17 protein-coding genes, 1 pseudogene and 1 riboswitch are annotated in these 21,141 nt (G+C 72.4%); of the genes and pseudogenes, 6 read left to right on the top strand and 12 right to left on the bottom strand.

Annotated features, from left to right (window positions below; translation table 11 throughout):
- Positions 1–390 precede the first annotated feature (390 nt).
- Positions 391–2,823 (top strand): SpoIIE family protein phosphatase, encoded by a 2,433-nt coding sequence (locus SGFS_RS49910; RefSeq protein WP_286259444.1) that lies wholly within the window; start codon positions 391–393, stop codon positions 2,821–2,823.
- A 55-nt stretch (positions 2,824–2,878) separates the two neighbouring features.
- Here SGFS_RS49910 and SGFS_RS49915 read toward each other — a convergent pair whose 3' ends face one another.
- Complete coding sequence (locus SGFS_RS49915; protein WP_286259445.1) at positions 2,879–4,081, bottom strand: barstar family protein; 1,203 nt, start codon at positions 4,079–4,081, stop codon at positions 2,879–2,881.
- Between the two features lie 84 nt (positions 4,082–4,165).
- Between SGFS_RS49915 and SGFS_RS49920 the strand changes: the two genes are divergently transcribed.
- On the top strand, positions 4,166–4,741 hold the full coding sequence (locus SGFS_RS49920; RefSeq protein WP_286259446.1) for a metallophosphoesterase family protein: 576 nt from the start codon (positions 4,166–4,168) through the stop codon (positions 4,739–4,741).
- Here the strand turns inward: SGFS_RS49920 and SGFS_RS49925 are convergent.
- Positions 4,671–5,777 carry an XdhC family protein gene (locus SGFS_RS49925; protein WP_286259447.1) on the bottom strand — a complete coding sequence of 369 codons (1,107 nt, stop codon included), beginning with the start codon at positions 5,775–5,777 and terminating at the stop codon, positions 4,671–4,673. The genes SGFS_RS49920 and SGFS_RS49925 overlap by 71 nt on opposite strands.
- 313 nt (positions 5,778–6,090) lie before the next feature.
- On the opposite strand from SGFS_RS49925, the gene SGFS_RS49930 reads away from it, so the two are divergent.
- The gene (locus tag SGFS_RS49930) at positions 6,091–7,953 is read left to right on the top strand and encodes a glycoside hydrolase family 5 protein (protein ID WP_286259448.1); all 1,863 of its coding nucleotides are present in this window, start codon (positions 6,091–6,093) and stop codon (positions 7,951–7,953) included.
- 4 nt (positions 7,954–7,957) lie between these two features.
- Here SGFS_RS49930 and SGFS_RS49935 read toward each other — a convergent pair whose 3' ends face one another.
- The gene (locus SGFS_RS49935; RefSeq protein ID WP_286259449.1) at positions 7,958–9,220 is read right to left on the bottom strand and encodes a YncE family protein; all 1,263 of its coding nucleotides are present in this window, start codon (positions 9,218–9,220) and stop codon (positions 7,958–7,960) included.
- A gap of 214 nt (positions 9,221–9,434) precedes the next feature.
- Between SGFS_RS49935 and SGFS_RS49940 the strand changes: the two genes are divergently transcribed.
- Entirely contained in the window at positions 9,435–10,094 is a 660-nt protein-coding gene (locus SGFS_RS49940; protein ID WP_286259450.1) for a TetR/AcrR family transcriptional regulator, read from the top strand.
- Between the two features lie 155 nt (positions 10,095–10,249).
- Here SGFS_RS49940 and SGFS_RS49945 read toward each other — a convergent pair whose 3' ends face one another.
- Positions 10,250–11,473 carry a glycosyltransferase gene (locus SGFS_RS49945; RefSeq protein WP_286260423.1) on the bottom strand — a complete coding sequence of 408 codons (1,224 nt, stop codon included), beginning with the start codon at positions 11,471–11,473 and terminating at the stop codon, positions 10,250–10,252.
- A gap of 171 nt (positions 11,474–11,644) precedes the next feature.
- On the bottom strand, positions 11,645–12,526 hold the full coding sequence (locus tag SGFS_RS49950) for a bifunctional 5,10-methylenetetrahydrofolate dehydrogenase/5,10-methenyltetrahydrofolate cyclohydrolase (RefSeq protein ID WP_286259451.1): 882 nt from the start codon (positions 12,524–12,526) through the stop codon (positions 11,645–11,647).
- A 30-nt stretch (positions 12,527–12,556) separates the two neighbouring features.
- A riboswitch (ZMP/ZTP riboswitch) is annotated at positions 12,557–12,643 on the bottom strand.
- A 50-nt stretch (positions 12,644–12,693) separates the two neighbouring features.
- Between SGFS_RS49950 and SGFS_RS49955 the strand changes: the two genes are divergently transcribed.
- Positions 12,694–14,082 carry a hypothetical protein gene (locus SGFS_RS49955; protein ID WP_286259452.1) on the top strand — a complete coding sequence of 463 codons (1,389 nt, stop codon included), beginning with the start codon at positions 12,694–12,696 and terminating at the stop codon, positions 14,080–14,082.
- A 14-nt stretch (positions 14,083–14,096) separates the two neighbouring features.
- On the opposite strand, the gene SGFS_RS49960 is transcribed toward SGFS_RS49955, so the two are convergent.
- From SGFS_RS49960 to SGFS_RS49975, 4 genes are all read right to left on the bottom strand, one after another.
- A complete protein-coding gene (locus tag SGFS_RS49960; protein WP_286259453.1) occupies positions 14,097–14,297 on the bottom strand; it encodes a hypothetical protein in 201 nt (66 codons plus the stop codon).
- An 11-nt stretch (positions 14,298–14,308) separates the two neighbouring features.
- Entirely contained in the window at positions 14,309–14,674 is a 366-nt protein-coding gene (locus tag SGFS_RS49965; protein ID WP_286259454.1) for a nuclear transport factor 2 family protein, read from the bottom strand.
- Positions 14,675–15,053: 379 nt separating this feature from the next.
- Positions 15,054–16,808: an ABC transporter ATP-binding protein gene (locus SGFS_RS49970; RefSeq protein ID WP_286259456.1), complete on the bottom strand. Its 1,755-nt coding sequence runs from the start codon at positions 16,806–16,808 to the stop codon at positions 15,054–15,056.
- A 429-nt stretch (positions 16,809–17,237) separates the two neighbouring features.
- Positions 17,238–17,822: a rhodanese-like domain-containing protein gene (locus SGFS_RS49975; protein ID WP_286259457.1), complete on the bottom strand. Its 585-nt coding sequence runs from the start codon at positions 17,820–17,822 to the stop codon at positions 17,238–17,240.
- A 143-nt stretch (positions 17,823–17,965) separates the two neighbouring features.
- On the opposite strand from SGFS_RS49975, the gene SGFS_RS49980 reads away from it, so the two are divergent.
- Complete coding sequence (locus SGFS_RS49980) at positions 17,966–18,253, top strand: metal-sensitive transcriptional regulator (RefSeq protein WP_286259458.1); 288 nt, start codon at positions 17,966–17,968, stop codon at positions 18,251–18,253.
- Positions 18,254–18,314: 61 nt separating this feature from the next.
- Here SGFS_RS49980 and SGFS_RS49985 read toward each other — a convergent pair whose 3' ends face one another.
- From SGFS_RS49985 to SGFS_RS49995, 3 genes and pseudogenes are all read right to left on the bottom strand, one after another.
- A complete protein-coding gene (locus SGFS_RS49985; protein WP_286259460.1) occupies positions 18,315–19,061 on the bottom strand; it encodes a sulfite exporter TauE/SafE family protein in 747 nt (248 codons plus the stop codon).
- Complete coding sequence (locus SGFS_RS49990; RefSeq protein ID WP_434028249.1) at positions 19,058–19,576, bottom strand: rhodanese-like domain-containing protein; 519 nt, start codon at positions 19,574–19,576, stop codon at positions 19,058–19,060. The genes SGFS_RS49985 and SGFS_RS49990 overlap by 4 nt, the downstream gene beginning before the upstream one ends.
- Before the next feature lie 72 nt (positions 19,577–19,648).
- Positions 19,649–20,992, bottom strand: a pseudogene (locus tag SGFS_RS49995) (MBL fold metallo-hydrolase); the annotation flags it as partial.
- Between the last annotated feature and the right edge of the window lie 149 nt (positions 20,993–21,141).

The raw sequence follows: 21,141 nt of genomic DNA on the forward strand, positions 1-21,141 counted from the left end.
CGCGACGGGCCCCGGGACAAGGCTCCCTCCAGACGGCCGAGCGCGCACGGCGAACCGTCGATGCACGTCGCTGTAGCGGCGGCCCGCGGGGCGTGTGATTCCGCGTACCCCGCGTGTCCGGGCCCCGTGTGCCCGCGTGGTGTCCGGGCCGCCGGCCGCCGGCCGCCGGTGCGCATTGTGCACCGTGCCGCCGAAGCCGCGTCGTCTCACCCGTATCGCCCCGTGGGGCGGGTCCGTGTCGCGGCGGCCCGGCCGCCCCGTACGGCCGCGCGGAACGCGTCCCTGGGCCCGTCCGGCACGCGTCCCCGTCCCGCCGCCCGGCCCCGTCACGGGAGCCCCGGAGCGGTCGCAGGGGCTGCGCGAGTGTGCCGAAAGCGCTGTAATTGCCACGTGGTCAGTGAGGGCGCTGAGGAACGCGGAACGAGGCCGCGGGCCGAGCTTGCCCTCAAGTCGCTCGCGGGCGACCTCGACCCCCGCGAACGACTCCGCCGCATACTCGAACAGGTGCTCGTCTTCACGGAGGCGACCCTCGCCGCCGTGTACACCCCGGACGACGAGGGTGACGCGCTCAGCCTCGTCGACTCGGCCGGCGTACCGGGAACCCTGTACGGACTGCGCGACGGCTATCCCGCCGCAGGCACCACTGCCGTCGCCGAGGTGTGCCGCTCCGGGCAGCCGAGATGGCTGGACTTCGCCGCCCTCGCCGAGGACGCCGATGTCCGCCGCGCCCCGGCCAAGGACTTCTCCGTCGGGGTGCTGCCGCTGCGCGAGCGGGGCTGCCTGGTCGCCGTGACCGACGGCGCGAACGGCTTCGCCGCCGGGGACCGGCAGTGCCTCGACCTGCTCACCGAGGCGATCACCTTCGCCACCGGCCCCGTCGGGCCCGGCGGGGCGTTCACCATGGCCATGGACACCGGGCAGGTGGAGGCCGACAACGAACTGCTGGAACTGTTCGGCATCGACGCCGGCGACTTCGACGGCCGGGTCGAGACCCTGTTGGCGCAGACCGTGCCCGAGGACCTTCCCGCGCTGATGTCCGTCGTGGAGGCCGACCACATGTTCGTCGGCGGCGACCGCGAACTGGAGTTCCGCATCCTCCAGCCGTCCGGCGAACCGAAGTGGCTCCGGCTGCACGGCCGCCTGCTGCCCGCGGGGGAGAACCGTCAGGCCCGGCTCGTCGGCACCGTCGTCGACGCCTCCACGCTGCGCTCAGGCGTCACCGAGGTGGCCCGTATCCAGCGCCTCGCCGCCGCCCTCGCCACCGCGGGCACGGTCCGCGACGTCAGCCAGGCCATGGTCACCGCCCTGCGCAAGCCTCTCCACGCCGACCGTATCGCCCTCGCCGAACTGGAGGCCGACCGCCTCGTCGTCACCGTCCTCGACCCGCCCCAGCCCGAGTCCTGGCCCGAGGTGTGGCGCAGCGAATGGCGCTCCGAGTGGCCCGACGCCCCCGTACGCACCATGCCCACCCTCAGCGCGGCCCTGCGCGAGGGCCGCACCGCCATCTGGCCCGCCGGAACCGCCCTGGAGCCCGCCCTCGCCGACGTCGGACCCGGCGGCCTCGCCGTCCTTCCGCTCCCGGCCGGCGGCCGGATGGCCGGGGCCTGCCTGATCGGCTGGGACGCGCCCCACGACTTCGCCCCCGACGAACGCGCCCTGCTCACCGCCGCTGCGGGCCTCGCCGGCCAGGCCCTGTTGCGTGCCCATGCCTTCGACGCCGAACACGAACTCGTCGACATGCTCCAACGAACCCTCCTGCCACGCCGTCTGCCCCAGCTGCCCGGCGCGGTCGCCGTCGCCCGCTATCTGCCCACGACCGCCGGTCTGGAGGTCGGCGGCGACTGGTACGACGTGATCCCGCTGCCCGACAACCACGTGGCCCTCGTCATCGGCGACGTCCAGGGCCACAACGTCGGCGCCGCCACCCTCATGGGCCAGATGCGCACCGCCCTGCGCGCCTACGCCGTCGAGGGGCACCCGCCGGACGTCGTCGTCGCCCACGCCAACCGGCTCCTGATGGACATGGAGACCGACCTCTTCGCCACCTGCTGCTACGTCGACCTCGACATGGAGGAGGGCTCCGCCTGGTGCGTCCGCGCCGGGCACATCCCGCCCGTCCTGCGCTACCCGGACGGCACCACCGAGATCGCCGAGTCCGAGGGCGGCCCCCCGCTCGGCGTCATCACCCAGGCCGACTACCCGATGTCCCCGCTGCGCCTGGCCCCCGGCACGCTTCTCGCCCTGACCACGGACGGCCTGGTGGAGTCCGCCGACATCGACGTCGAGGACGGGCTCGACCACCTCGCCGCCGAACTGTCCGCCGCCGACCCCGCCCACCTCGGCCTCGTCGCCGACACCCTCCTCGGCGCCGCCAACCGCGACGACGACGTGGCCCTGCTCCTCACGCGCTACGACGGCATGGCCCTGCGCCCGCGCCGCGAGAACTGGACGGTGTGGCGCGTCCCCCAGGCGGTCGGTCAGGCCCGCCGCTACACCCGTCGCGTCCTGCGCGCCTGGGGCATCGAGGCCGAGGCGGACAGCGTGCTCCTCGTCGTCTCCGAACTGGTCACCAACGCCCTCGTGCACACCGACGGCAGGGTCCGCCTCGACCTGACCCTCTTCAACAACCGTCTGCGCGTCTCGGTGACGGACGCCTCACCCCGCACCCCCGCCAAACCCACCGACATCGGCTGGGAGGCCACCGGCGGCCGCGGCCTCCTCCTGGTCGAGGCCATGTCGACGACCTGGGGCACGGTACCGGTCAGTGGGGGCAAGCAGGTGTGGGCCGAGATTCCCCTGGAGGAGGAGGCTCTCGCCGAGTGAGGCGTTTCCGGGTGCGGGTGCGGGTGCGGGTGCGGGTGCGGGGACGGTTCGCGGTTCAGTGAGCCTCTGCCGGTCGGTGCACCACCACGATGCCGTGGTCGGCGAAGACCTTCAGGATCGCGTCGAAGCAGTCGTACGGCTCGCCGTCCCAGGGATCGATGAAACCGCTCAGGTGCCGACGGGCGATGTCGGAGCCGTGCCAGACGAGCGTGAACGGCGCTGTCGCCCCGAACCTCCCTCGCAGGCAGTCGTCCAGCGCGTCCAGGTTGCAGCCGAAGTAACCGCCGGGGCCGTTGACCGCCTCACCGAGGGCGCAGTAGAAGGAGGCCCGGTCGGTGACGTACCGGCCGTCCAGGTGATACGTGCTGTCCCGTGGCCGATCAGGGCGGTCCCGTCGCGCGCACCCGGACCTCCGTACAAGGGTGAGCCACTGATCGCGCCCCCACGCGTCATACGCCGCCCAGAGGTTGGGGGCCGAGGGCACACCGCTCAGCCACTGCTCCACGACCGGACGGGCGCGGAAGGAGGGCGCGTCCCAGGGAACCCGGCGCAGGGTGAGATCGACCAGGTCCGGCCCGAGGTCCGACGGGCACCGGTCGACGATCTCCGCGTCGACACTCCACCGCGTCACGGCCGTACCCGACGGGTCGAGGGCGACCAGTTCCGCGCGTTCGAGCTGCCGTGCCCGCCGACCGGCGGCGCTGAGCGCCGCCGCGAGTTCGTCACCCACCGCGCACCCGAGAAGGCGCAACACGGTCCCGTCCCCGTCCCCCGCGGAGTCCGCCGGCACCACCCGCACCACGTCCTGGACGGCACCGAGCCACTCGCGCTCGTCATGGAGGCGAGCGCCTGCCCCGAGGTAGGGGTCCTCGGGCGGTTCGACCCAGTCGTAGGCCGCCGCCACGACCACATCCAGCAACGCCGGGTCGGCCGGGTTCGGCCGGTGGCCGAGCATCCGGGCGTCGACGAGCCGCCAGGGGAAGAGCCGCTCCAAGCCCTGCGGGCAGTGTTCGTCGCCGACCGGCATCACCCAGAGGTCGCCGAGCTCGGCTCCGTCCGGGCTGCCACTCACCGCCTCGGCCAGTCGCCCCGCCGGTGCACACCCGATCAGCTCGTACGGCCGGGTCGGCGGGTCGACGAAGAGGCCCTCGACCCGCGCGCACACCGCCAAGGGCGGCGAGTCCGCGGATGCGACGAGTGCGAACCGGGGCGGCGCGGCCGACCGGGCGACGCCCTCCGGCCATTGAAAGGTCGTCATCCCGCGCCACTCTAGGGCCGGTCGGCACAGCCGCACACTTGGGCCGACTGGCTGTCCCGCCCCCCGAAGACAGACACTGAACCCGTGCGTCTGCTCCTCACGACCGACACCCACCTGCCCAAGCGCGCCAAGGCACTGCCCGAGCAGCTCCTCGCCGAAGTCCCGCGCGCCGACGTGGTCGTGCACGCCGGGGACTGGGTCGACACGGCCACCCTCGACCTGCTGGAGGGCCGTTCCCGCCGCCTGGTCGGCGTGTACGGCAACAACGACGGGCCCGAACTGCGGGCCCGCCTCCCCGAGGTGGCCCGCGTGGAACTCGACGGCCTGCGCCTCGCCGTCGTCCATGAGACGGGCGCCGCCCAGGGCCGCGAACGCCGCTGTGCCGAGCGGTTCCCCGACGCCGACGTCCTGGTCTTCGGCCACAGCCACATCCCCTGGGACACGGTCACGGACACGGGCCTGCGCCTGCTCAACCCGGGCTCGCCCACGGATCGCCGCCGACAGCCGTACTGCACATACATGACCGCGACCGTGACGAAGGGCGAGCTGACGGAGGTGCTGCTGCACCGCCTGCCGGGTCGGGCCGGCCTCACGAAGGGGGCGGTGGATGGATCACGCCCGACGTCGCCGTCAGCGGCACCCCCGTCCCGCCCCACCTGAGCGCGACGATCTCCGCCGCCACGGACACCGCCACCTCCTCGGGTGTACGGGCGCCCAGGTCGAGGCCGACGGGGGAGCGCAGCCGGGACAGCTCGGGCTCGCCGAGCCCGGCCTCCCGTAGCCGCCGCATCCGGTCGTCGTGCGTACGACGGCTGCCCATCGCCCCGATGTACGCGGCCGGGCGGCTCAGCGCCTCCTCCAGCAGGGGTACGTCGAACTTGGGATCGTGGGTGAGGACGCAGAGCACCGTGCGGTCGTCGGTGTCCGTGCCGCGCAGATAGCGGTGCGGCCAGTCGACGACCACCTCCACCCCCGCCGGGAACCGCTTCGGCGTGGCGAACACCGGGCGCGCGTCGCACACCGTGACCCGGTAGCCGAGGAAGTCACCGATGCGGGCCACCGCGGCCGCGTAGTCGATCGCGCCGAAGACCAGCATGCGGGGCGGTGGCGCGAACGAGTGCAGGAAAACGGTGACGGTGTCCTCGCGCCGTTCGCCGTGCGGACCGTAGTGGCGCTGCCCGGTGGCGCCCTGGGCGAGTTCGCCGCGCGCGTCGGCGGTGACCGCCACGTCCAGGCCTGTGGAGCCGAGGGTGCCGGAGACGGCGTCCAGCCAAACGGCGAGGGTCGCCCCGCGTGGCGCCGGGCCGTCGATCACGGTCGCCGTGGTCACCGGCCGCCCGGCGGCGACCGACTCCGCGACCGCGCCGAACGCCGGGTCCTCGTCGGCCGTCACCCGCCGCACCAGCAGGGTGATCTCCCCGCCGCAGGTCAGCCCCACGGCGAACGCGTCCTCGTCGCTGTATCCGAAGGTCTCCAGCCGGGCCTGACCGGACGCCATGACCTCCTGGGTCAGCTCGAACACCGCGCCCTCGACGCACCCCCCGGACACACTGCCCACGACTTCGTCACCCGGGCCGACGCCCATCGCGGCTCCCGGTCCACGCGGCGCGCTTCTGCTGACCGCGACGACGGTGGCCAGACCGAAGGGGGAGCCCGCCGTGTACCAGTCGCTGAGGGTCGGGAGGATCTCGCGCATGGTTTTCGCTCCTCTCACGCGTCCCTGCCGGGCAGCGTCGCATCCGACCAGTGACCAGCGGCGGACCGCCACGCTCCCCGTGGGCAGGGTTCGGTTGTTCGGCTGCGGGTCGGTGGGGGCTTGTCGCGAAAGCGACGGCCCTGTGCGCTTGAACGCACCCGGGCGCCCAACCGCACGATCACCCAGGGTGAGAGACGGGTGAGCAGAATCATGTGAACTCTTCTGTGAAAGCGGGTACTTACTCGTGCGTCAGTTGCTATTGACGGTTCGCCTGCCCATTGGGACGGTAGGGGACATGTCGAATGTGGCGGACATGTCAAGACTGCGCTCACGTCTGCTCGGTGTCCTTGCACTCTGCACCGGCTTCCTGACCACGGCGGGCACCCAGCCCGCCTCCGCTCTCCCCGATGAACTCTGGTTCGACGCGACCGCTTCGGCGACCCTCACCGTCGAGGGCGGTCGCTTCAAGGACGGCCTCGGCCGCGAGGTCGTCCTGCGTGGCTACAACGTCTCCGGCGAGACGAAACTCAAGGAGAACAACGGTCTGCCCTTCGCCTCGGTCGCCGACGCCAAGAAGTCGGCCACCGCGCTGAGGGCGCTCGGCGGCGGCAACTCCGTCCGCTTCCTGCTGTCCTGGGCGTACGCCGAGCCCGTGCGCGGCCAGGTCGACACCGCGTACCTCTCGGCCGCCACCGCACAGATGGCCGCCTTCCTGGACGCCGGGATCCGTGTCTACCCCGACTTCCACCAGGACCTCTACTCCCGCTGGCTGTTCGACTCGGACAGCTGGTACACCGGCGACGGCGCCCCCAAGTGGGCCGTCGACCTCGGCAACTACCCCGACGAGTACTGCGGGATCTGCCCGTTCTGGGGGCAGAACATCACCTCGAACGCGGCCGTGACGAAGTCGACGTACGACTTCTGGCACAACACCTACGGTGTCCAGGACTCCTTCCTGGACACCGCGCAGAAGACGATGACGTATCTCAAGTCGAACCTCACCGCCGCCCAGTTCCAGGGCCTCGTCGGCTTCGACCCGTGGAACGAGCCGCATTTCGGGACCCTCGACTCGGGGCAGACCAGCCGGACCTGGGAGAAGAACGTTCTCTGGCCGTTCTATACGAAGTTCCGCGCCCGGATGGACGCGGCGGGCTGGCAGTCCAAGCCCGCCTTCGTCGAGCCGAACCTCTTCTGGAACGCCAACATCGACTTCCAGAAACAGGAGGGCGGACTGCTCGACGCGGGCACGATCGGACCGCGCTACGTCTTCAACACCCACTTCTACGACCAGAAGGCGATCTCCGGCGTCTTCATGTGGGGCAAGGCGGAGAACGGCCAGTACGTGAACGACTTCGGTACCGTCCGCGACCGGGCGACGGCGGGCGGCACCACCGCGATCGTCAGCGAGTTCGGGCACCCGCTCTCCGGGTCGGTCTCCGACAAGGCGCCCACGGTCTACAAGGCCATGTACCAGGCGCTCGACTCCCGGGTGAAGGGCGTGAACTGGTGGTCGGACCCGGCGTCCTCCGGCCCGGTCCTCTCCGGCTCCCAGTGGCAGTGGGACATCTACAACGGCCGCCATCACGAGCTGATGAACGACAACCCCGACGAGGTGCAGGTCGCGGGTGACGGCTGGAACGACGAGGACCTCTCGGCGGTACGCCTCGACGACTCCGGTACGGCCGTGCTCCGCCAGGACGCCCGGATGCTGGACCGGATCTACCCGAGCGCCACCGCGGGCAGCGCCCTCGCCTTCACCTACGAGGACCGTTCGCGCGACGGCTCCACGACACTGACGTGGAACCCGGTGCCCAGCTCACTGCCGGGCGTCTCCTCGCTCGTCGGCTCCGGGCAGTACGCCCTGCTGGTCTGGCGCTCCGACGGCAGCACCGAGCCGACGGAACTGCATCTGCCGGCGTCCTTCCCCACCGCCTCCACGACGGTGGTGTCCGACCTCGGGGTCTCGTCCTCCCCGCCGGCGTACACGACGTCGACGCCGATCGCCGCGGCCAAGGAGCCGGGCGGCACCGGCAGCCGCCGGCTGCTGCTCACCTCCGCCGACTCGGGCAAGCTGCACTACGCCCTGGTCACCAACGGCGCGACAGCCCCGACCGCGGCGCAGTTGAACGCGGCGCGGACGGAGCTGTCGGGGTGGCTGGCCTCGGAGTTCAGCTAGCGGTTCAGCTGCCGGAGGGTCCGGTCCAGTTGGCGGGCACGTGCGCGAGACGCACTCGCTGCGGGTGGTCGCCGACTGGGACGGACACCGTCTTCTTGCCGGTGGCGAAGTCGATCGCGGTGACCTGGTCGGCGCCGCTCTCGGAGATCACGCAGGACTTGCCGTCACCGCTGACGGTCGCCCAGTACGGCTTGGAGGCGGTGACGAGCGGGCCCTCCTGGAGGGTCGCCCGGTCCACGACGGTCGCGTAGTCGTCCATCGTGCCCGCGACGCACAGCTTGGTGCCGTCGGGCTTCATCGAGAGGCCGTGGTGGCGCGAGTCGTTGACGTAGGTGGTGCGGTCGTCGCTCGTCGCCGAGTTCTTCGGCAGGGTCTTGGTGCGGGTGATCTTGTCGGTGGCGATGTCGTACTCGAAGAAGCCGTTGAAGAACGACACCTGGAAGTACAGCTTCGTCTCGTCGGGCGAGAAGGCGGCCGGGCGGACCGCGTCCGAGTAGTCGGTCAGCCCGATCGCGTTGAGCCGGTCCCGCATGTCGATGACCTTGACCTGCTTGTACGTGGTCGCGTCGACGACCGTGATCTTGCGGTCGCCCTTCGTCCAGTCCAGCCACGGGGCGTCGGTCGAGGTGTTCACATCACCGATGGCCATGTTCCAGATGTACTTGCCGTCGCTGGTGAAGATGTTCTCGTGCGGCTTGTCGCCGGTGCTGAACGAGCCGAGCTGCTTGCCGGTGACGATGTCCAGCACATGCACGGTGTTGGAGATCGAGGCCGAGACGGCGACGCGCTTGCCGTCGGGGGAGACCGCCATGTGGTCGGAGCGGTAACCCGACACGGGGAAGCGCCAGTTGATGGCGCCGGTGGTGAGGTTGATGGAGACCACGTCGGCGAAGCTCGGCCGGGAGACGACCATCGAGGAGCCGTCCGGGGTCGAGTACATGTCGTCGACGAACTGGTCGTTGCCCTCGCCCACGCCGTTGCGGATCGCCATGAAGTAGATCCACTTGATCGGGTCGGCGTTGATCTCCGCCATCCGCGCTGCCTTGTCCGGGATGACATTGATCCGGCCGATCTTCGAGAAGTCGCCGGTGGACTTGATGACGTCCGCGGTGCCCTCCCAGTTGTTGCCCACGAACATCACCTCCCGCAGATCGGCCGCGGCTGCCGGGGTGGCGGTCGCGGCGGCGGACGCGGTCAGCGCGAGAGCGGCGCCGACGGCGAACAGGTGGCGGGTTCTGCGACGGCGGCGGGTGGGGGAGACGGTCATGAGAGGTTCCTCCTGCTTGCTGGGGGCATGACAAGGCGGCTCAGGGAAGGGGAAAAGAGGCAACGGAAAGATGTCAATCTGAATACAACGGCGTTCAGAGTGGACTTACTGGAAAGTAAGGAAGGGGTGTGGTTTTCCACAACCCCACGGACACGACAAAATCGACCGACGGCCGAACTGGTCGTCGAACGGGTGAGGTTTTGGGAGGACAAGCGTGGCGGGCAGGCTCAAACAGCCCACCGGCCGTTACGGGGGCAGGTCCGCCGAGGAGCGTCGGGCCGAGCGCCGCAGCCGTTTCCTCGACGCCGCCCTCCAGCTCTTCGGCGACAGCCCCGGCTTCCGGGCGACGACGGTCGCGGGGCTGAGTGAGGCGGCGGGCCTGTCGACCCGCCAGTTCTACGAGGAGTTCCACACCCTGGAGGACGTGCTGGCCGCGCTCCATCTCCAGGTCAACGACTGGGCCGAGGAGGCCGCCCTCGTCGGGCTCGCCTCGGTGGAGGGCCGGCCGGTCGACGAGCGGGTCACCGCCGCGTTCCGCGCCTACGCCGCGAACGTCACCGGTGACCCGCGCCGCCTGCGCATCACCTTCACCGAGATCATCGGCGTCAGCCCCCGCCTGGAGCGCCAGCGACTCGAACGCCGCTCCCGCTGGATCGACTTCATCTGCGCCGAGGCCGCGGCGGCCGCCGCCCGGGGAGAGGCCGCCGACCGTGACTACCGCATTGCCGCCGCCGCGTTCATCGGCAGCGTGAACGGGCTTCTCCACGACTGGCAGGCGGGCTGGGTGGACGCGGGTCTCGACGAGGTGGTGGACGAACTGGTGGGGCTGTTGCTGGGGATATTGCGGCCGGTGGGGTGGGGGCCGGAGGCGTGACGGGCGCGGCGGCCTTCAGACGGGCGTTCGGCGCGTCAGGGGGCGGGGCGTCCGATGAGCGGCGGCTGCGGGGCGAGGGGCGCCGGTCGCGCCAGTTTCCACACCCCTAAGGGCACGGCCCGTCGTCCGTTCCAAGGGCACGGCCCGTCGTCCGCTCACCCCGCCAACCGGTTCACCGCCTCAAGTACCGGACCCACCCCGTCCTCCGCCCGCAGTTCCTCGGCGACCTGCCGCGCCCGGCGCCCGTACGACGGAGTGCCGGTCGCCCGGCGCAGCGCCGTCTCCAGCCCGGCGGCGGTGAGCCCCCGCAGCGGGACAGCGCCCGGTGACACCCCGAGGGCGGTGAGGCGGGAGGCCCAGAAGGCGCCGTCGAACTGGATCGGTACCGGCACCGCCGGGACCCCGGCGCGCAGGCCCGCCGCGGTGGTGCCCGCGCCCGCGTGGTGGACGACCGCGGCCGTCCTCGGGAAGAGCAGGGAGTGCGGCACCTCGCCCACCGTGAACATGTCGCCGCCGCCGCCCCGCAGCTCGCTCCAGCCCCGCTGGATCACCCCGCGCAGCCCGGCCGCCCGCAGCGCCCGTACGACCTCGGAGCTGAGCCGTTCCGGGTCGGGCACGGTGGCGCTGCCCAGTCCCACGAAGACCGGGGGCGGCCCGGCGTCCAGGAAGTCCAGGAGATCGGGCGGGAGTCGGTCCTCGCGGTCGTACGGCCACCAGTACCCGGTGATGTCGAGTCCGTCCCGCCAGTCACCGGGACGGGGGACCACGCGGGGGCTGAACCCGTGGAACACCGGCCAGCCCCGGCGCTCCCGGGTGCGCGGTCCGGTGGCCGTGCGCGGAACGCCGTGGGCGGCGGGCAGTCTCCGGATCTCCCCGGCGAAGATCGACTCCACGGCCAGGTTGACGGCGTGCCCGGCCGCGCGGTTGCCGACCGGCCCCCAGGAGCGGACCCCGGTCATCGGCGGCGCGAACTCCCTTGTAGGGGCCAGGGGTTGGAGGTTCACCCCCATGCTCGGGAGGCGCAGCCCCTCGGCGACGGCGTGCCCGAGCGGGGCCATGGTCGGTGAGAGCAGCAGTACGTCACTGGCCCGGGCGGCGGCCACCACGTCGCCGACCATCCGGCCGACCACGTCCCGCGCCATCCGTACCGCCCGGAACAGCTTTCCCGCCCCGCTGCCGCTTAGGTGCAGACCCTGTCCGCGCGGGGATTCCAGCACGGCCCTCGGATCCACGGGCAGGGCATGGAAGCCGACCCCCGATCCCGCCACCAGCGGCTCGAAGCGCCCGTGCGTCACAAGGGTGACCTCGTGCCCCGCCCGCGCCAGCCCGTGCCCCAGACCCGTGTACGGGGCCACATCGCCCCGGGAACCCGCCGTCATGATCGCCACACGCACGTGGGCCAGTATGGCGGCGGACGCCCGCCGCGCACCCGTACCGTACGGCGAACGTCCGAAAGAGGCCGCCGGGGCGTCGGAGCCCGGTGTCCGAACCCCGGCCGAGCGCACGCCGCATGGCACGGCACGCACGCACCCTCGCCGCGTCGCAGGCTCTCAGAGCCCCAGCTGCCGTTCCGCGCCCGTGACGGTCTGCTCCATCAGCGTGGCGATCGTCATGGGGCCGACTCCGCCCGGCACCGGCGTGATCAGCCCGGCCCGCTCGACGGCCGACGCGAAGTGGACGTCACCCACGTTGCCCGGGTTGTACCCGGCGTCGATCACGACCGCCCCCGGCTTGATGTCCTCGCCGCGGATCAGCTCGGGCCGCCCCACGGCCGCCACCACGATGTCCGCCTCCCGCACCACCGCCCCGAGGTCCTTCGTCCGCGAGTGGCAGTACGTCACCGTGGCGTCCCGGGCGAGCAGCAGCATCCCGACCGGCTTGCCGAGAATCGCGCTGCGGCCGACGACCACGGCCCGTGACCCGGCCGGGTCCACGTCGTACGCGTCGAGCAGCCGCATGATCCCGCCTGGCGTGCAGGACTGGAAGCCCGGCAGGCCGAAGCTCATCGCCGCGTACGAGCTGAGGGTCACCCCGTCGACGTCCTTCTCCGGCGCGATCGCCTCGAACGCGGCCCGCTCGTCGATGTGTTCGCCCATGGGGTGCTGGAGCAGGATGCCGTGCACGGCCGGGTCGGTGGACAGGGCGGTGAGGGTGTGCACGAGTTCCGCGGTGGTGGTCTCGGCGGGCAGCGCCACGTGCCGCGACACGATGCCGGCCTTGCGACAGCGGTTCTGCTTCATGCGTACATAGGTGACGGAGGCCGGGTCCTCGCCGACGAGCACGGTCGCCAGACAAGGGGACGTACCCGTACGCGCGGTGAACGCGGCGGCGCGCTCGGCCGTCGTCTCGACGATCCGCCGGGCGAGAGCCGTGCCGTCCATGAGGCGGGCCGGGGACGTGGTGGGTGTGGTCGTGGATGCTGACTGGGGCATGAGCCGCTCCTGGGCGTCCGGGAAACCGTCGACAATCGCCCAGGCGCGCGGCAGGAACTCAAACCTCGGGCCGCTCCCCGGTGGTACTCCACCTCAGCGCCAGTCACGGCTCGCCGCCCACAGTAACTCGTAGGATGAGCGGCCGGTGCGACGGGGGGAGCCGGTCGATGACGTACGCGCGCGAAGAGGTTCTGCGGGGGCTGGCCCGGAACGAGGCCGCGAGCAGCGACGTCCTGCTCCGGCTGCTGCGGCCCGAGGCCAAGGCCGCCTGGGACTACCTGCTCAACCGGTCCGGGCTGCCCGCCGACGTCGTCGACGCGCTCGTCACCCACGAGAACTGGCGGGTGCGCGGCGTGTTCGCCCAGAGCTCGGGGGCGGCGCCCGCCGACCGGGCGCGGCTCGTGGACGACCCCGAACGCAGGGTGCGTCTGGAGCTGGCCGACGGCCCGCGCCCGTACCACCGTACGGTCGAACCCCTGCCCGACGAGACGTACGCGCGGCTGCTGTCCGCTCCCGACCGCGTCGTACGCGAGATGGCGGCCTGCTCGTCGAGCATCCCCGACCGCATCCTGGCCGCGAACGCGGGGCACGACGACCCCTGGGTCCGCAAAGCGGTGTGCCGGGCCTGGGACCTGCTGGCCCCGGATGTCCACGCGGCGCTGCTCGCCGACCCCGACGCCGGCGTGCGCCGCGCCGCCGCCCGGCAGGCCTGCCGCACCGACGAGGCCCACACCGACGAAGTGCTCGCAGGTGTGGAGAGACACGAGCGCCGAGGCGTCCTGGAAGAGGCCCGGCTGCCCCGCGCCACCGCCGAGCGACTCCTGGACCTCGACGACCCGTACGACAGGGAGGCGCTCGCCGCCAACCCGTCGCTGCCGCCCGACCTGGTGGCCCGGCTCGCCACGGACCCCGAGCACGACGTACGACGGGCGGTCTCGGCACGCCCCGAACTCACCGAGGAACAGCGGGCGGCGATCGACTACAAGGTCGAGAGCAAGGACAGCCTGGGCCGGCTCGGCTGGGTCCTGGCCCTCGACGGCGACTCCGACGCCCTGCGCGCCTGCGCGAACTCCGCCCACCCCTGGCTGCGCCGCACCGCCGCCGTCCATCCGGCGCTCCCGGCCGACCTCGTCGAACTCCTCGCCGGGGACGAGCAGTTCGTGGTCCGGCTGTTCATCTGCGAGTACCAGCCCGACGCCCCGGCCGAGGTACTGCTGCGGACCGTCCTTGAATGGAGCGGCTACACCACCTACGACATGCTGAGGCTGCCGCAGTTCCCGCGGAAGGGCCTCGCCCGGTACGCGGATCATCCCGACCCCGCCCGGCGACGCCTCGCCGTGCACGACCCGGACGCGACACCGGAGCAGATCGAGCGCCTCAGCCGCGACGAGTCCGACTGGGTGTGCCGACAGACGGCTGCGGATCCCCGGCTCCCGGCGGCCAGGATCGAGGAGTTTTTGCGCGACCAGTGGACCGCGTTCCAGGCGGCCTCCAATCCCGCGCTCACCGTGGCTCGGATGCACCGGCTGCTGGACGAACTGGGCGTACCCGCCTGAGCGTCGGGTCCCGATCACCGACGGTGGAGTCTTCGTGGGGCGCGTGCCGCCGCCGGACGGAGCCGGCGCGGGCGGGCCGCGCGCACGGCCGTACGGACGAGCGCGGCCGACAGCCACCGGCCCGTCTCGGTCACCGGCCCCGGCCGCCGCGTGCGGAACCGGTGGCCGCCCAGCGTGGCCCGGCCCGAGAAGTTCCAGGTCAGACGGACCGCCATCGGATGTCCGCCTACTCGTCCCACGCCTGGATCACGGTCTGGTCGACGATCTTGCCGTCCTTGAGGGACATCATCGACGTGGCCAGGACCCGTACCCCGTCCGGGTAGAGACAGGATTCGGTGAAGGCGACCTGGTCGCCCTGGATGACGCACTGCTCCAGCTTGTGGGTCATGTCGCGGCCGTAGACGTCGGTCAGCAACTCGCTGATCTCGCCGCGCCCGTGCTTGACCAAGGGGTGGCTGGGCTGGGTGTTGCGGTCCACGACACGCATTTCCGCGTCGTCCGCGTACAACGACAACAGCGTCGTCGCGTTGTGTTCCTCGATGCCCCGGCGCAGCGTTTCGGTGTCGAACGCGGGGCCTGCCGCAGTGCCCATGGTGACCTCCTTCGAAGGCCGCGGCCCGGCGGAGGGCGGGCCTTGAGGGCCTCACCTACGAGGCTCCTCCGCCGGGCCGGACGCGGCAAGCGCAGCCCGACGGACCTGACGGGTGGGCGGCCGGCCGGTATCACAGGACTCGCCGCACCGATGGCCGGCGCGGGCACCGCCGAGGCCCTGGACCCGGGCATCAGCCCGACGGCGACGCTCGACTCGCTCATCGGCGTACGCCATCCCCGAGGAGCACAAGGCCGCCATGCCGCGCCCCTCCGCCCGGCTCGCCGACCTCAAGCAGGTCCACGACCTGAACCAGCTGCAACGACTGCACCGGGTCGCGGACATGGCCGCGCCCGTCCCGCACCCCCCGTCGCGACCCGCGTCAGCCGGCCGCCGCGAGGAACTGCGTGGCCGCCAGCTCCGCGTACAGCGGGTCGCCCGCCACCAGCTCCCGGTGCGTGCCGACGGCTCGTACCCGGCCCGCGTCCATCACCACGATCCGGTCGGCCATCGTCACCGTCGACAGCCGGTGCGCGACGACCAGCACCGTGGTCGTACGGGCCACATCGGCGACCGTGTCGCGCAGCGCCGCCTCGTTCACCGCGTCCAGCTGACTGGTCGCCTCGTCGAGCAGCAGCAGCCGTGGCCGGCGCAGCAGGGCACGGGCGATGGCCACGCGCTGGCGTTCGCCGCCGGAGAGCTTGGTGCCCCGGTGGCCGACCAGGGTCTCCAGACCCTGGGGGAGCTTCGCGACCAGGCCGTCGAGCCGGGTCGTCTTCAGCACCCGAGTGAGCTCGTCCTCGTCGGCGTCCGGGTTGCCCAGCAGCAGGTTGTCGCGCAGGGAGCCCGACAGCACGGGCGCGTCCTGCTCGACGTAACCGATCGCGGCGCGCAGCCGGGGCAGTTCCCACTCGGTGACCTCGCGGCCGTCGACCGTGATGACGCCCGCCTCGGGGTCGTAGAACCGCTCGATGAGCGAGAACACCGTGGTCTTGCCCGCGCCGGAGGGGCCGACGAACGCGGTCATGCCGCGCGCGGGGACCGTGAAGGTCACGCCGTGGTGGACGTACGGCAGGTCGTCGGCGTACCGGAAGCGGACCTCGTCGAAGGAGAGCGAGGCCGGTGCCTCGTCGGGGGCGGGCAGCGGGGCGGGGCGGGCGGCCGGTTCGGCGGGCAGGTGCAGCGCCTCCTGGATGCGGGAGAGCGCGGCGGCGCCGGTCTGGTACTGGGTGATCGCGCCCACGACCTGCTGGATCGGCGACATCAGATAGAAGACGTACAGCAGGAACGCGACCAGCGTGCCCACGTCGATGGCCTCCGTCGCGACCCGGGCGCCGCCCACCGCGAGCACGGTGATGAAGGCGATCTGCATGGCGAGCCCGGCCGTGTTGCCCGCGGCCGCCGACCACTTGGCCGCCCGTACGCTCTGCCGCCACGACTCCTTCGCCGCCGCGTGGATCGTCTCCTCCTCGCGGTGCTCGGCGCCGGACGCCTTGACCGTGCGCAGCGCGCCGAGGATCCGCTCCAGCGAGGCACCCATCGCCCCGACCGCGTTCTGCGCCGCCCGGCTCGCCCGGTTGATGCGCGGCACGATCACCCCGAGCACCACGCCCGCGCCCGCGATCACGCCGAGGGTGACCGCCAGCAGCACCGGGTCGACCAGACCCATCATCACGACCGTCGCGACGAGCGTGAGACCGCCGGTGCCGAGGCCCACCAGCGAGTCGGTGGTGACCTCGCGCAGCAGGGTCGTGTCGGAGGTGATCCGCGCCATCAGATCGCCCGGCTCGCTGCGGTCCACCGCCGTGATCTTCAGCCGCAGCAGATACGACGACAGGGCGCGCCGCGCGCCGAGCACCACCGACTCGGCCGTGCGGCGCAGCACGTACGAACCCAGGGCGCCCACCGACGCGTTGGCGACGACCAGCACGGACATCAGCAGCAGCGCCCAGGTGACCGTCCGGTCGTGCGACAGGTCGTCGATCAGCTCCCGGGCCACCAGCGGCAGGGCGAGCCCCGCGGCACCGGTGACGAGCGACAACACCGCGCCCAGCAGCAACGCCCACCGGTGGGGCCGTACATAGCCCAACAGCAGCCGCCACGTGGGCTGTTCGGCTCTTGCTTCAAGGGTGCTCACGAGGCTCCTCGCGACAGTGGGGGAGTGGGGACCGGGGGCGGAATCCACAGCCTACGTCTGCGGCGAGGAGCACCGGGAACGCGTTCTCTGTCAGCCGACCAGCGACCTCCGGTCCCGGGCCGTGCGAGGACCTGCGCGGTGCCGTCGCCCCGGCTGGCACTCGTCGAGCATCAGGGCCGGCACGTCGCCGGGGCCCGGCTCCAGATACGTGCCCACCCCGTCCTGCCCCAGCAGTTCGACGCCCGTCCGGGCCTCGCAACTCCAGCTCGCTGAGCCCGTCGTGGGTGATCTCGCACGGCAGCATGCGGCGCGGTGTCACGCCGGTCGCCTCGCCCCCGCCGGCCAGGGCGGCGTCCGCGACCGCGCCCATGAGGCCGACGTGCGCACCGAACGCCGCTCCATCCTCCACGGAGGTCCATCAGAAGGGCACTACCGTGCCCGGAGCGCCGTGAGTGTCGCGTCCAGGTCGGCCGGGCGCGGACGGTTGTGCGGCAGCTTCCCCAGGGCCACGGCCATGCCGCACGTGTCGGTGACCGCGGAGAAGACCAGACCGCCCGCGATGCCCGCGGCGAGCAACTGCCAGGCGGGGTGCAGCAGTCCGAGGGCGAGCCCGGCGATGACGAGCGTGCCGGCGGTGAAGCGGACCTGGCGCTCCATCGCCCAGCCGGCCCGCGCGGTCGTGGCCGGCCGGTGCAGTTCGTGCCCCCGGGAGGCCCAGCCGCTCGTACCGCCCGAGAGCGTGGCGGCCGTGACGCCGTGTTTCGCGAGCAGCGCGCACGCCTTCTCGGAGCGGGCCCCCGACGCGCAGACCATCAGCAGAGCGGCGTTCGACTCCTTCAGGGCGGGCAGCGCGCGCTCCAACTGGTCGAGCGGGAGGTTCAGGGCGCCGGGCAGATGCCCCGAGGCGTACTCGCCGGGGGTGCGGACGTCGAGGACGGTCAGCTCGGGCAGCCGCTCGCGGGCCTGGTCGGCGTCGAGGGAGCCGGCGGCGTCGGGGGTACGGGGAGTGGGCATGGTGTGCTGCGATCCTTTCGGGAGGGGAAACGGGAGTGAATCGGGCGTGAATCCGGCGCGAATCGGGAGCGAATCGGGAGCGATTCAGGGAGGTGCGTCCCCGGGGAGGTAAAATACCCCCAAGGGTATATAGAGGAGTGATCGTGGAGCTGCAGTTCGAAGGTGATGAGCTCAAGTCGGTGCTGAACCGGCTGCGTCGGGCCCAGGGGCAGATCTCCGGGGTGATCAAGATGATCGAGGAGGGACGGGACTGCGAGGACGTCGTCACCCAGCTCGCCGCCGCCTCGCGTGCCCTGGACCGGGCAGGCTTCGCGATCATCGCGACCGGACTGCAGCAGTGCCTCACCGACTCGGAGAAGAACGAGCGGAACGGGGAGACGAAGGAGCAGATGCGGGCGCGGCTGGAGAAGCTGTTCCTGTCGCTGGCGTGACGGGCTCCGTCGGCGTTGGCGCATGCTGAGCCCAGACGTGTGGCGGTCGGCGGCCCGTGGTTCACACGAGGACGTCGGCCAGCATGAACGCGGCCACCGCCAGCAGCACCCAGGCGAAGATCCGCCGGAGGGTGTCCCCGGAGACCTTGGCCGCGAGCCGTTTGCCGTCCCAGGCGCCGAGCACCGCCGCCGCGACGAACGGCCCGACGACCGCCCAGTCGAGACTCTCGGCGGCACCCCTCCGGGCCGCGAGCGCGGCCAGCGAGTTCACCGTGATGACCAGCAGGCTGGTGCCGACGGCGTTGCGCATGCGCAGGCCCACGACGTTCACCAGGGCCGGTACGGCGAGGAAACCCCCGCCCACCCCGAGGATCCCGGTGACCCCGCCGAGCCCGGCACCGGACAGGGCGACCCGGCTCGTCCGTACGGTCGACTCCTCGCGCCGGGTCGCGGAGGGCCGCAGCATCCGGTACGAGGCGAGGCCCGCGACCAGGGCGAACGCCCCGGTCAGCACGGTCGTCGGCAGCCGCGCGGAGAGCGCGCCGCCGAGTGCAGCGGGCACCAGACCGGCCGCCGCGAACAGCGCCCCGCCGCGCCAGCGGACGGTGCCCTCCCGGGTGTGCGCGGCCAGCGCGGTGGCCGAGGTGACCGTGACGATCACCAGGCTCGCGGTGGTGGCCGCGGCCGGGCTGAAGCCGAGCAGGTAGATCAGCGCGGGAACGGCCAGCACACTGCCGCCACCGCCCAGCGCCCCGAGCGAGAGCCCGATCACGCCCCCGGCGACCAGGGCGAGAACGAGTGTGCTCACGCCGTCGGCTCACCGTGCGCGAAGGCGGCGCCGAGTGCCTCGCTCGCTGCCGCATGCGGGGTTTTCGACACCCCGCCGATCAGTGGGGCATCGGCCCTCGCCGCGCCGGCTGCCTGAAGCTCGGTCTTCGGTGCTTCGGTCTTCGCCTTGCCGGCCGTCTGAAGCTCGGTCTTCGGTGCTTCGGTCTTCGCCTTGCCGGCCGTCTGAAGCTCGGTCTTCGGTGCTTCGGTCCTCGCCTTGCCGGCTGCCTGAAGCTCGGTCTTCGGTGCTTCGGTCACCACCGGCAGCCCGGCCTCCGCCCATGCCCGCATCCCGCCGAGGACATCCACCACGTCGGCGCCTCGCGCCCTGAGCAGCGCGGCCGCCTGCTGCGACCGCCGCCCGGAGCGGCAGATCACGACCACCGGGCGACCGTGCGCCGGCCCTGGCAGCGGTGCCCCGGCCGCCAGCGCGGACAGCGGCGCGTGCACCGCGACCGGCGCGTGCCCGGCGGCCCACTCCTCGGCCTCACGCACATCGAGGAGTACGGCGTCACCCTCGGCGCCCGTGCGGGCGTGGGCCCGCGCCGGGGTGATCCGTGACAGGGGGAGCCCGGCGTCGGCCGCGGCGGCGAAACCGTCGTCGACGGCCACGACGTCCCGCCCGGCCGCGTCCAGCAGCGAGGCGGCGATACCCGCCCGCATGCCTCCGGCGCAGTGCACCCACACCGTGCCCTCGGGTATCTCCCCGAGCCGGTCGCGCAGCCGGTGGACCGGGATGTGAAGCGACCCGGCGATGTGTCCGCCCGCCCGCTCGGAGTCGCGCCGGACGTCGAGGACCACCGTCCCGTCGGCGTCATGGACCTTGGCCAGCTCGGCGAAGGTGCCACGCGGGAACGAGCGCGGCCGTTCGCCCGCGCGCAGCCACTCGGCAGGCGAGCCGGTGGCGGCAGCGGCGGGCCGGTCGATGCCGACCCGGACCAGCTCGCGCTGGGCGTCGGCGAGCTGAGCGGGCGACTCGGACAGCAAGGTCACCGGTTTGCCCCACGGCAGCAACCAGGCCAGATAGGTGGCCAGCTGCCCCTCCGCCTCGAAGTTCACCGCCCCCGCCACATGCCCCTCGGCGAACGCGACCCGGTTGCGCAGATCCACCACCCACTCGCCGGCCGCCAGCCGCGCCGCGATCTCCGCCGCGTCGGCCGGGGCCGGCGGCGTGAGGTCGACGGGAGCGGGGCCCTCGGCGTTGGCTGGACCCATGTGCGCGTAGTACGCCGGGACGTCGTCGAGCCCGGCGAGCAGGTCGGCGACGAACGTGTCCGCGTCCTTGACCAGGGCCTCGTTGGTGACCCGCTCGCGCCCGATGGTCGTGGCCTCGCCCGTGGCCTGCGCGGCGGAACAGAAACTGCCGAAGCCGTGCGTCGGCAGCACCCGCGTCTCGTCCGGCAGCCCCTCGGCCAGCCGGTGCGCGGAGGCGTGCTGCGCCCGTGCCAGGTCACCGGTCAGGCGGGGCTCCACCAGGTCCGGCCGCCCGACCGTGCCGATGAGCAGGGAACCGCCGGTGAACGCGACCACCGCCCGGCCCGCCTCCTCCAGGACGTACGCGGTGTGGTGCGGGGTGTGGCCGGGCGTGGCCACGGCACGCAGGGTCAGACCGGCGTCGACCTCCACCGTGTCGCCGTCCCGCACCGGCATCCGCTCGAAGGCGACGCGCGCCCCGGCGGGCACCAGGTAGGCGGCACCGGTCAGCCGGGCGAGTTCGAGGCCGCCGGTCACATAGTCGTTGTGGACATGCGTCTCGACGACGTACGCGATCCGCACGCCCCGCCGGGCCGCGGCCGCGATCATCCGGTCGATGTCACGCGGCGGATCGACCGCCACGGCGCCCGCGGGGCCACCCGCCAGATAGCTGCGGTTGCCCAGGCCAGGCACCTCGATGGTGTCGACGAAGTACACGGCAGCGCTCCTCTCCTCGTTGTCCATTGCTCGCTCAAGCACCGGGGAGTGAGTACCCCCGGGGGTATGTGACCACCGTAGCAGAGGTACCCCCGGGGGTATTTATGGAAGTGGTGCGAAGGGCTAGGCGCATATGCCGAAGGCGTCGT

Source organism: Streptomyces graminofaciens (assembly GCF_030294945.1).
Taxonomy (GTDB): Bacteria; Actinomycetota; Actinomycetes; order Streptomycetales; family Streptomycetaceae; genus Streptomyces; species Streptomyces graminofaciens.